10 protein-coding genes and 1 pseudogene are annotated in these 11,246 nt (G+C 69.3%); 9 read left to right on the top strand and 2 right to left on the bottom strand.

Annotation, left to right across the window (positions count from 1 at the left end):
* From secA to OXN85_13590, 8 genes and pseudogenes are all read left to right on the top strand, one after another.
* Positions 1-1,303, top strand: a pseudogene (secA, locus tag OXN85_13625) (preprotein translocase subunit SecA).
* A gap of 294 nt (positions 1,304-1,597) precedes the next feature.
* On the top strand, positions 1,598-2,677 hold the full coding sequence (locus OXN85_13620) for an SEC-C metal-binding domain-containing protein (protein ID MCY3601000.1): 1,080 nt from the start codon (positions 1,598-1,600) through the stop codon (positions 2,675-2,677).
* On the top strand, positions 2,656-3,168 hold the full coding sequence (locus tag OXN85_13615) for a hypothetical protein (protein MCY3600999.1): 513 nt from the start codon (positions 2,656-2,658) through the stop codon (positions 3,166-3,168). Before OXN85_13620 ends, OXN85_13615 begins: the two co-directional genes overlap by 22 nt.
* 70 nt (positions 3,169-3,238) lie before the next feature.
* The gene (locus OXN85_13610) at positions 3,239-4,423 is read left to right on the top strand and encodes a pyridoxal phosphate-dependent aminotransferase (GenBank protein MCY3600998.1); all 1,185 of its coding nucleotides are present in this window, start codon (positions 3,239-3,241) and stop codon (positions 4,421-4,423) included.
* 31 nt (positions 4,424-4,454) lie between these two features.
* Positions 4,455-5,588 carry an SDR family oxidoreductase gene (locus tag OXN85_13605; protein MCY3600997.1) on the top strand — a complete coding sequence of 378 codons (1,134 nt, stop codon included), beginning with the start codon at positions 4,455-4,457 and terminating at the stop codon, positions 5,586-5,588.
* Between the two features lie 101 nt (positions 5,589-5,689).
* A complete protein-coding gene (locus tag OXN85_13600; GenBank protein MCY3600996.1) occupies positions 5,690-5,914 on the top strand; it encodes a hypothetical protein in 225 nt (74 codons plus the stop codon).
* Positions 5,901-6,161 carry a type II toxin-antitoxin system RelE/ParE family toxin gene (locus OXN85_13595; GenBank protein MCY3600995.1) on the top strand — a complete coding sequence of 87 codons (261 nt, stop codon included), beginning with the start codon at positions 5,901-5,903 and terminating at the stop codon, positions 6,159-6,161. The genes OXN85_13600 and OXN85_13595 overlap by 14 nt, the downstream gene beginning before the upstream one ends.
* 58 nt (positions 6,162-6,219) lie before the next feature.
* A complete protein-coding gene (locus tag OXN85_13590; GenBank protein ID MCY3600994.1) occupies positions 6,220-7,536 on the top strand; it encodes an aminomethyl transferase family protein in 1,317 nt (438 codons plus the stop codon).
* A gap of 39 nt (positions 7,537-7,575) precedes the next feature.
* Here the strand turns inward: OXN85_13590 and OXN85_13585 are convergent, their stop codons facing one another.
* Together OXN85_13585 and OXN85_13580 are read right to left on the bottom strand one after the other, a co-directional pair.
* Entirely contained in the window at positions 7,576-10,104 is a 2,529-nt protein-coding gene (locus OXN85_13585) for an FAD-dependent oxidoreductase (GenBank protein MCY3600993.1), read from the bottom strand.
* 88 nt (positions 10,105-10,192) lie between these two features.
* Positions 10,193-10,918: a hypothetical protein gene (locus tag OXN85_13580; protein ID MCY3600992.1), complete on the bottom strand. Its 726-nt coding sequence runs from the start codon at positions 10,916-10,918 to the stop codon at positions 10,193-10,195.
* A 118-nt stretch (positions 10,919-11,036) separates the two neighbouring features.
* Between OXN85_13580 and OXN85_13575 the strand changes: the two genes are divergently transcribed.
* Positions 11,037-11,246, top strand: a 210-nt coding sequence (locus OXN85_13575; protein ID MCY3600991.1) for a glutathione S-transferase, incomplete at its 3' end; no start/stop codon positions are given.

Here is an 11,246-nt window from a genome sequence, read left to right as displayed (position 1 = left end):
CTACGGGACGAACAACGAATTCGGGTTCGACTACCTGCGCGACAACATGGTGATCGAACTCCGGCATCGCGTACAGCGCGGACATGCGTACGCGATCATCGACGAGGTCGACTCGGTGCTCATCGACGAGGCCCGCACCCCCCTCATCATCTCCGGGCCCGCGGGTCGCGACGAACGCGACGTGTATCAAAAGCACAACGCCCAGGTGGCCGCGATCGCCCGCAAGCAGACGCGGATCGTCAACCGCCTCGTGGCCGAGGGCACGAAGCTGCTCGACGAGACCGAGGCCGACGAAGACACGGAACAGCGCCGGGACGCAGGTCTCAAGCTGCTCGCCGCGCAACGCGGCGCGCCGAAGAACAAGCGTCTGCTCAAGCTGAAGACGCGCTCCGGCGTGAAGCAGCTCATTCAGCGCGCCGAAGCCGACCTCATGCGGGAGAAGCGGCTTCCGGAGATCGACGAGATGCTCCTCTTTTCGATGGACGAGAAGGGGCAGACGATCCAGATCTCCGAGCAGGGTCTCGACGTGCTCTCGCCCGACGACCCGGAGACGTTCGTCGTCCCGGACATCTCGGAGGATGTCCAGCACGTCGAGGACGATGATTCGCTGACCACCGACGAGAAGCGCGGCGAGATCGAACGGCTCGAACGCGAATACGCGGAGAAGTCCGAGAAGATCCACGTCATCCACCAGCTCGTGAAGGCGTACTCCCTGTATGAGAAGGACGTGGAGTACGTGGTGGAGAACGGTGATGTCCTGATCGTCGACGAGCACACCGGCCGCAAGATGCACGGGCGGCGCTGGTCGGATGGGCTCCACCAGGCGGTCGAGGCGAAGGAGAAGGTCAAGGTGCGCGGCGAGACGCAGACGCTCGCCACGATCACCATTCAGAACTACTTCCGGATGTACGACAAGGCGGCCGGGATGACCGGTACCGCCGAGACGGAGGAGGGCGAGTTCCACGCCATCTACGGCCTCGAGGTCGTCGTCATCCCGACGAACCGGCCGGTGCGGCGACTGGATCACGACGACGTGATCTTCCAGACGAAGAAGGAAAAATACGCCGCGCTGATCGACGAGATCGAACGCATCAACGGCGAGGGCCTTCCGATCCTCGTCGGGACGACGAGCGTGGAGGTGTCGGAGGTCATCGCCCGCATGCTGAAGCGGCGGGGTCTCGCCCACGAGGTGCTGAACGCCAAGCAGCACGCCCGGGAGGCGGAGATCGTGCGCAACGCGGGCCAGCCGGGCGCGATCACGATCGCGACGAACATGGCCGGGCGCGGCACCGACATCAAACTCGCCTCCCCGTGCGTCCAGTGCGACGTGTGCGGGATCCGCTCCGACACCCCGGCGTTCGGCCACACCGGCGAGGAGCCGGATCTGTCGCGAGCCGAGATCAAGGAGCGGGGGTGCGAGGAGGAGCCGCCCTGCGGACTCCAGATCCTCGGGACGGAGCGCCACCAGTCGCGCCGCATCGACCGCCAGCTTCGCGGTCGCTCCGGACGCCAGGGGGATCCCGGGGCGAGCCTCTTCTTCCTCTCGCTTGAAGACGACCTCATGCGGCTCTTCATGCACGAGCGCGTGGCGAAGATCATGGATCGCCTGGGCGTGCAGGAGGGGGAGGTCATCAGCCACCCCTGGATCACGAAGTCCGTCGAGCGCGCGCAGAAGCGGGTCGAGACCCAGAACTTCGACGCCCGCAAGCGGCTGCTGGACTACGACGACGTGATGAACCAGCAGCGCGAGGTCGTCTACGACCTGCGCCTGTATGCGCTCGAGGGCGGGGAAGACCTGAAGGGCGAGACGTGGGAGATGGTCGGGGAGGCGCTCCGCGAGGAGATGGACGCCTACGTACCGGAGGAGAGCTCGCACGACCAGTGGAACCTCCCGGGACTGCGTGAGCACCTCCTGATCGAGTACTTCCTGCACAACGAGTTCCTGCCCCGGGTCGGTGCGGAGCGCGGGGAGGCGTCAGAGGCGGAGAAGGAGGCGAGCGCCGACAACTGGGCGGGGACCGGCGAGTTGTACGATGCGGTGATCGAGAGCGCCCACGAGCAGTTCCGCGCCAAGCTCGAGAGTTTCGGCGAAGACTGGGAGCAGGTACTGCGCTTCGTCGTGCTGTCGGTGCTGGACGAGAAGTGGAAGGACCACCTCTACGACCTCGACCACCTGCGTTCCTCGATCCAGTTTCGGTCGTGGGGACAGAAGGATCCGCTCGTCGAGTACAAGAAGGAGGCGTACGAGATGTTCGTGAGCCTGATCACGGACATCCGGAAGGCGGTGGCGAATCGCTTCTTCCGCGTGCGCGTCGAGCGGCGGCCGCCGATCCGGCCGAGGGCGCCGCAGATTACGGGCATGAGCGGCCCGGTGGAGCCGGGCGCCGGCGCGGCGGGCGGCACGGCCCCGGGCCGGGGAGCGGCGCCTGTGCCGGACGGCACGCCGGCCGAGGCTCCCGCGGCTGCGCCGGCGTTCTCGGCCACCGGCGTCGCGGCCTCCGCCGCGGTGCAGGAACTGGCCCCCGATGACACCGCGGCCCGCGCGGCCCTCCGCGCCGGCCAGCGGCCCCGCCGGACGGACGCTCCGGCGACCGCCACGAAGACCCCGGGGCGGAACGAGCCGTGTCCTTGCGGCAGCGGCCGGAAATACAAGAAGTGCTGCGGCCGCCCCGGCTGAGCCCGACGACCGCGCGGCGGATCGCGCCGCCGGCCGCGTGTCGTCGCGGCATGCCCATCGCCGCCGCGCTGCTTTCGTTGAGCTGCGGCGGAGAAAGGGGAGCGGCGAACGCGGGGTCCAGCCCGGCCAGTGCGGCCGCCGGACTGGAAGCGACCGCCACCTCGGAGCCGGACCTTTCGGCCGTATACGCGGCCGACGCGGTCGACGTGGCGCTACTCGAGTACGCGATCGGCATGCCGTCGCGGTTGCCGGCGGGCCCCACGGTGCTCCGCCTCAGCAACCAGGGCTTCGAGATGCACAACCTGAAGCTCGTGGACCCCGCGAGCGGGGAGGTGCTCTGGGAGACGGAGGCGGATGTGAACACCGGCGAGGTTCGTCTCGTCGAACTCGACCTCGCTCCCGGGAGCTACACCGTCGTGTGCGACGTGGCCGGCCACGACAGCCGCGGGATGCTCATGACGCTCACCGTGGAGGCATCGCCGGCCCCCTGACCATCCCCTGACCGCGCCCGGCAAACCCTGAGGCCTGCCACGGGCTGCCTAACCGGAAGGAGCGACCGGCTTGTACCTGCGATACGTGCCCCCGATGGGGATCTACGAGACCCTCTACGCCTTTCTGGGGGCGTTCGGCACCTACATGGGCGAGCCCGGCACGAACCCGTGGAGCCAGGGGTTCCCGCGGACGGTCGCCCTGCCGGACGGCCCGGCGCTTCCGTCGACCGTGACGGTGACCTCCGACGACCGAAAATACCCCAAGGCATGGGGGCTTCCGGCGCTGAGGGAGGCGATCGCGGCCTACTACCGGCAGTCGTACGGCGTCGAGATCACGGCGGAGAACGTGATGGTGTTCGCGGGCGGGCGTCCTGCGATCATGGCGCTCCTCCTCTTCCTCGAACCCGATATCGAGGTCCGTCTCGCGTCCACGGAATACACCCCGTACTACGACGTCCTCGAGGGGCTGCGACGCCCCTATCACCTCATCCACAGCGGCGTGGACAACGGGTTCCGGCCCCCGGTCTCGGCCTATACGGCCCCGCGAGGGGGGCGCACCCTGATGCTGCTGAGCAATCCGTGCAACCCGACCGGCGTGACGCGAACCGGGGAGGAACTCGCGGCGCTCGTGGCGGCCAGCGCGCAGGACGGCCTCGGGCTCCTCGTCGACGAGGCCTACGAGCTTCTCCACGACGAGCCCGTGAGCGCCCTCGCGCACGTCGACGACATTGAGCGCGGCAATCTGTTCGTCGTCGGCGCCGCCACGAAGGGCCTGCAGGCGCCCGGCATCCGCATCGGATGGGCCGTGGCGGCGAAGCGGCACATCGAAGTGCTCGGGAACTTCTCCTCGTTCGGGATGGGCGGCGTGTCCCACCCGTCGCAGTGCTACGCGGTCGAACTCCTGGACCCCGAGCGCATGCTCCACGTCCGCACGGCTGTCCCCGCCTTCTACGCCATGCAGCGCGAGCGCTACGGCCGCGCCTTCGAGGATCTCGGCCTCGACCTCTTCTCGGGCGACGGCGGCTTCTACCACTGGTGCCGACTCCCGAACGGCTGGACCGCCCAGCGGCTGAACGAGCGTCTCTTCACGCGCGGGGCCGCGATCCTCAAGGGCACCGATTGCGACATGGAGCGCCTCGAGGAGGACTCGCCGCTGGCAAGCTTCTTCCGCTTCTCCTTCGGCCCCCTCGCTCCGGAGTCGTTCGAGGCGGATATCGCCCTCCTTGGCGAGGCGCTGCGCGAGATGCGATCCTGAGAGCCCGACCACCGGAAACAGGAGGACGTCGATGGCGATGACGCGACGTGAGTTCGCGGGGACCTCGCTCGTGGCGGCGGGGGCGGCGACGCTCCCCGCCGCCGGGGCTGCGGCAAGCACCCTTGAGGCGCGACCCTCGCCAGGTCCCGCGGGCGCCTCCGCCGAGCGCGCCGCCCGGGCCGGGCGGCTGCTCATCCTGGGCGGCACCGGCTTCATCGGCCCACACATGGTCCGCCACGCCCTCGCACGGGGACACGAGGTCACCCTCTTCAACCGCGGCCGCTCGAACCCCGGGCTCTTTCCCGGCGTCGAGACCCTCATCGGAGACCGCGACGGGGCGCTCGACGCGCTGCGGGGGAAGGAGTGGGACTACGTCATCGACAACAGCGGTTACGTCCCCCGCCTCGTGCGCGACTCGGCCAACCTCCTGCGCGACACCGTCGGCCGGTACCTGTTCACTTCCACCGGCTCCGTGTACGACTTCGATCAGGACGAACTGCCGGAAGACGCCCGGCTGCTCGAGGTGACGGACCCCGAGAGCGAGGACGTGGGACGCTACTACGGGGAGCTGAAGGTGATGTGCGAGGAGGCGGTGCAGGAGATCTACGGCGACCGGGGCACGGTCACCCGTCTGCACGTCGTCGCGGGCCCGGGGGATCCCACCGACCGCTTCACGTACTGGCCCGTCCGGATCCATCGCGGAGGCGAGGTGATCGCGCCGGGCGACATGGACAACCCGGTCCAGTTCATCGACGTGCGCGACCTGGCCGAGTTCTGCATGCACCTGCTGGAGGAGGACACGGGCGGGATCTTCAACGTGGCGGGCCCGACGCTCGGCAGGACGCGCATGGACGAGTTCCTGTACGGGATCCGCGCGACCGTCACGACCGCCGTGTCGTTCACGTGGGTGGAGGAGGATTTCCTCCGGAACCGCGAGCCGCCCGCGCGCTTCCCCCTCTGGTACTCGCATCGCGGCCCGACGCGCGGGCTGGCACAGGTCCGCTCACAGCGGGGCGTCGAGGCCGGGCTGCGCTTCCGCCCCCTCGCGGTCACCGCGCGCGAGACGCTCGACTGGTTCCTGGGCGAATCCGAGGAACGCCGCGCGCAACTCCAGCTCAACCTCGACCGCGATGCCGACCTGCTGCAGGAGTGGAAGAGCCGATAGGTACCACTTGAGGCCATCGGTCCGCGGATCGCGCTTGTACCGCATGATAGCATTTGCTATCATGGCCCATCTGTTCTTGTCGCGATCGAACGAGAGGCATCATGGAAAAGGTACAGATCAACGTCCGGGTGGATGCCGCCGTGAAGCACGCGGTGGAGGGATACTGCAGGCCGCGGGGCGTCGCCATGAATCACTTCGTGCAGGAAGCGCTACTCGATCGCCTGGAAGAGCTCGAGGACATCGAGGATCTGAAGAAGATCAGGCACGAACCTACCCGCCCGTTGGCGGATGTCCTCAGAGAACTCGGCATCGATGGCCCGCTATGAGATCGAGATCTCGCGAACGGCGGAGAAGCAGCTTCGTAAGCTTCCCCGGGCGGATCGGGAGCGGGTGGCGCGCAGGATGTCGAGCCTGGCGCATGACCCGTATCCCCGGGGAACCAGGAAGCTCGCGGGCTACGAGGATGTCTACCGCGTGCGCGTGGGATCTTGGCGGATTCTCTACAGCGTCGGCACGAAGACCCTGATCATCATCATCCTGAAGGTCGGGCACCGCGGCGACATCTACCGTTAGCGAAGGCGGTTACCTGCGAGCAACCCGGCCTCCGGCACTTCAGACGAGAGGATGTTCGATGGCGAGAACGGGAGCGGGACAGCCCGCGAGCGTGGACCAGTCGGACCGGATCGTTCCCATCAACCTGCGGCAGAGCGGGCGAACGCCGGTCGAACTGCTCATCTCGACGCGGGTCCGGAAGTCGCCGTACTGGCACCTGTCGCACGAGGCGGGCTGCTGGCGGGCCACCACCTACAACCGCGTTTACCACCCTCGCGGCTACGTGCGGCCCGAGGACGGCGGCGCGGCCGTGGAGCACGAGGCGCTCACCCACCGGGTCACGCTGTGGAACGTCGCCGTGGAGCGGCAAATCCGCGTCCAGGGGCCCGACGCGGAAGCGTTCGCCGACTACGTGATCACGCGCGACGCGACCCGGATCGAGCCGATGCGCGCGCGGTACGTCATCCTCTGTGACGAGCGCGGCGGCATCCTGAACGACCCGGTGCTGCTGCGGCTCGCCCGGGACGAGTTCTGGTTCTCGCTCGCCGACTCCGACCTTCTGTTCTGGCTCCAGGGAGTGAACGTCGGGCTCGGGATGCGGGTGGAGATCGACGAGATCGACGTCTGCCCGCTGCAGGTCCAGGGACCGAGGTCGCTCGATCTCATGGTCGACCTCGTGGGCGATGCCGTACGGGACATTCCCTACTACGGGCTCATGGAGGCGGAGATCGCCGGCTGTTCCGTCGTGGTCTCGCAGACCGGATTTTCGGGGGAGAAGGGGTACGAGATCTATCTTCGGGACGCGACACTGCACGCGGAGACGCTGTGGCGAGCCGTGCTGGAGGCCGGGGAGGCGCACGACCTGATGGTCACGGCCCCCGGGCATCAGCGCCGCATCCAGGCGGGGATCCTGTCGTGGGGACAGGACATCGACCACGAGACGAGCCCGTTCCAGTGCAACCTCGCCTACCAGGTGCCGCGCGAGAAAGCGGGCGACTACATCGGGCGGGCCGCGCTGGAGCGCCAGCGGGCCGAGATCGAGGCCGGACGCTCTCCGTTCGCGCTCGTGATGGTTGGGATGAAGCTCGGCGGCCGGCCGATCGACGACTACGCGCCCGATTTCTGGCACGTGTCGCGCGCGGACGGCGGCGACCCGGTGGGGTATCTCACGTCTCCGTGGCACGCCCCCGAGTTGGGAAGCAACATCGCGCTCGGGTACGTCCCGCCCGCCGACTCCGCCATCGGCACGAAACTCGCCGTGTGGCTCCCGGACGAGTACGCGAGCGAGCCGGGCAAGCCCGACGACGCCCGCGTGTGCGAGGTCCCGTTCAGGCCCTCCGCGAACCCGAGCACGCGCGAGGTGGCCCTCGCACGGGGCCGCGATACGGCCATGTAGCGCGACTCCCGGAGCGGGGCGCGCCGTGGCTGGCCCGGATCACGATCTCATGCGGGCCCCGGTGGGGTCGAAGAGCGCGGCGCCGGTCGCCACGGTGACCGGGAAGGGTTCGTTCATGTAGAGGACCTGGAGCCGCGTGCCGGGGGCGGCGAGTGCCGGCGGGAGGTATGCCATGAGGAGGTACTTCCCCACGGAGGGGCCCATCCCCGCCGACGTGACGCGGGATTCCCTTCCGCGGGCGTCGACGATGCGCTCTCCGCCCGGCCCCAGCAGCGGCTCGTTGCCTCCGGTGGGGAAGCGGGCGAGGCCGGAAGCGTCGGCGTGGTCGTCCACGGTGAGCGTGCGGAGCGTCGCCGCGGGCCCCGCCTCCCGGGCCTTCAGGTAGGCGGCCCGGCCGATGAAGTCGGCCCGTTTCACGCGCGGCCGCGCGAGGCCCGCCTCCACCGGCGAGTACTCCGACGTGAGTTCGGCCCCCATGAGGGCGTAGCCCTTCTCCATGCGGCCCGTCGTGCCGTAGACTCCGGCGCCCACCGGCCGGACGCCGAGCGCCCGGCCCGCCTCCCGCACGGCGTCCCACACTCGCGTCGCGAGCCCGGCCTCCACGTAGATCTCCCACCCGCTCTCTCCGACATACGAGATTCGGCACATGGTGACCCGAATCCCGGCCAGCGCGATGTCGCGCACGGAGGCGTACGGGAACGCGGCCTGCGAGAGGTTCGCCCCGGAGATCTTCCCCAGGAGCGGCTCGGCCGCGGGCCCCCAGACGCCGAGCGCGGAGATCTCCGCCGACCGATCCTCGAAGCGGACGGAGCCCTCGTCCGGCAGGTGCTTGCGGAACCAGGCGGCGTCCCGCGCCCCGTCGAAGGCGCCGGTCACGACGCGGAAACGGTCCGCCTCCAGCCGCTGGATCGTGAGGTCGGCCCTGAAGCCGCCGTCCGGCGTCAGCAGCGGCGTGTAGATGGACGTCCCGGGCGGCCGGTCGCACGCGTTGGCCGCCATTCCCTCCAGGTACGCGAGCGCCGCGGGGCCCGTCACATCGAAAATCTGAAACGCCCCCAGGTCGACGACGCCGACCTTCTCGCGCAGGTGCAGGTGCTCCGCCTCGATGATGGGAGACCACCAGCGACGATCCCATTCGTGCGGCCGGTCGGCGACGCCGTAGCGCTCGACCAGGTCGGCGTTCGACGCGTACCACTGCGGACGTTCCCAGCCGCGGGCCTCGTAGTAAACGGCCCCGAGAGTCTCGGTGCGGGCGTGGAGCGCCGAGCGGTGCGCGTCGCGACGAGATTCCCACTGCTCGCGCGGGTGGACGATGCCGTACGTCTTGTTAAAGTGTTCCCGGGCGCGGGCCCGCACATGCCCGCGGGCGCGCTCGTGCGGCTGGAAGCGGGTGACGTCGGATTCGTGAGGGTCGCACAGGCGGGGGTGGCCGTGCGTGATCCACTCCGCGAGGAGCTGCGCCGCCCCGGGACCCTCCTTGATCCAGACCGCCGCCGCGGACCACAGGTTGGCCACCTCGGCCGTCTCCCCCAGCACCGGATGCGCGTCCGGCGTAAGCGAGAGGAGGCCATTGATCGCGTATCCGATCGCCGCGCCCTCGAGCAGTTCTCCCATGATCTCCCGCGCCTGCGCGAGCTGGAGCGCGAAGTCAGCTCCCGTGAACGGCAGCTCCGTGGGGGAGCGTTCGCACGCCTCGAGTTCGGGTATGTCCTCCGGGCGCACGAGGATGGGGCGGTGCGCGTAGGATCCGACCTCCATCGCACCGAATTTCTGGCGCTCGTACATGAAGGCGTCCATGTCGCGCACGATGGGGTGGCCGATCTCGTTTCCGGTGGCGAGGAGGAAGTCGACCGGGCCGAGGTCCGCCATCTGGTGGACCGCCGGCGTGAGCGGAATCGAGGCGCCGGCCAGCTCCGCGATGCGGGGGCTCCACACGCCGCAGGCGATGACCGCGTGCTCGACCTCGATCGGGCCCCGCGAGGTGACGACCGCCCGCAGGCGGGGACGTCCGGACGGCCAGGATTCGAGTTCGAGTCCCGTGACCTCCGTCCTGTCCAGGACCGTGAGCGCGCCCCGCGACAGGGCCCGCTCCCGCATCAGCGTGCCGGCCCGCACAGAGTCGACCACGGACACGGACGACATCCAGAAGCCGCCCAGGATCACGTCCGGGTTCACGAACGGGATCCGGTCGGCCACCTCATCGGGGGGAAGGAGCTCGGCGTCGATGCCCCACGCGCGCGCCGAGGTCATGCGGCGGCGCAGTTCCTCCATCCGGGCCTCCGTGCGGGCAACCTCGACGCCGCCGCACGTCGTCTGCACCCCGAGCGCCTCGTACTGCCGCTGGCTCTCCAGCGTCAGCATCGCGACCTCGCGGCTGTGGTCCGTGGGAAAGATGAAGTTCGACGCGTGGCCGGTGGAGCCGCCGGGGTTCGGAAGCGGGCCCTTGTCGATGAGGACGAGGTCGTCCCAGCCCCGCTGCGCGAGGTGCTCGACGAGGCAGTTGCCGACGATCCCGGCCCCGATGACGGCGATGCTCGCCGCGGCCGGCAGTGGCGCGCGTTCGCTCACGGCGCGGAGCGCCTGCCGCTGCGAAGCCTCATGCGCGGCGCGGCGGCGGGCTGCCCGTCCACGACCCGCCGCCACGGACTGCCACGCTTCAGCGGCGCGGCGGGATGCGGATCGGGTCGCCCAGATCCGGCATCACGCCCAGGTCACCCAGCAGCGCCTCCAGCCGCGGCATGCGCCTGGCCAGCAGCGCGTTGATGCGCTCCGCGACCTCCGGCAGCGCCTCCCACGCCAGGCCGATCCGGTACATCTGATCCGCCGTGGGCTCGCCGGACCACCCCTCCATCTGTCCGATCCCGGCGCCGCCGGCGACGTCGCCGAGGTCGTCGCCGATCTCCTCGAGCTGGCCGGAGATCGCCTCCGCGATGGTCTCGATCCGCTCGCGGTCGGCATCCTCCATCTCGGCGTCGTCCACCAGCGCCCGGATCTCGGCCAGGCGGTCGTTCATGGCGCCGATCCTCTCGCGCGCGTCACGCGCCGGGCCCGCCAGCGCATGGGCCCGCAGCATCGCATCCTGCCGCGACACCAGGGCCGCCCGGCTGGCCTCGCGCCGCGGGTCGAGCCGCACGCCGACGTCCGTCGTCTGGCTCTCGCCCGCGACCGTGAGGCGCACCGTGTACGTGCCCGGCAGTACGCGCGGTCCCGCGCCCGGCGGGGGCCCCCGTGAGAAGCCTCCCCCACCGCCCTCCGCGTCGAAGGCCGGATCCACCCGGAAATCCCACAGCACCTCGTTCACCCCCGCATCGCCGCCCACCTGCATCGTGCGCAGCACGTCGTCCCCGTCGAGGACCTCGAGGCTTGCCCCGCCCGCGTCCACGCCCTCGTATCGTGGCTGCGAAACTACAGACGCCTGAACATATCGGGCCAACGTGATAGGTCGCTGAAGCTACCCGGTCTGACCGGCCCGACAGATTCCAGGCACCCAGGACCAAACCATGAAGATTTTCGATTTTCCGATCACCAAGAAATGGCCGCCCCTCCATCCGGACCGAATTCAGCTCTATTCGCTTCCAACCCCGAACGGTCTCAAGGCTTCAATCATGCTCGAAGAGATTGAGCTTCCGTACGAGGTGCACAGGGTCAATTTTTCGACCAACGATCAATTCAGCCCCGAGTTCCTGTCACTCAATCCGAACAACAAGATC

It is taken from the genome of Candidatus Palauibacter australiensis, from assembly GCA_026705295.1.
Lineage (GTDB): Bacteria > Gemmatimonadota > Gemmatimonadetes > Palauibacterales > Palauibacteraceae > Palauibacter > Palauibacter australiensis.
This window is presented reverse-complemented; position numbering and strand designations above follow the sequence as displayed.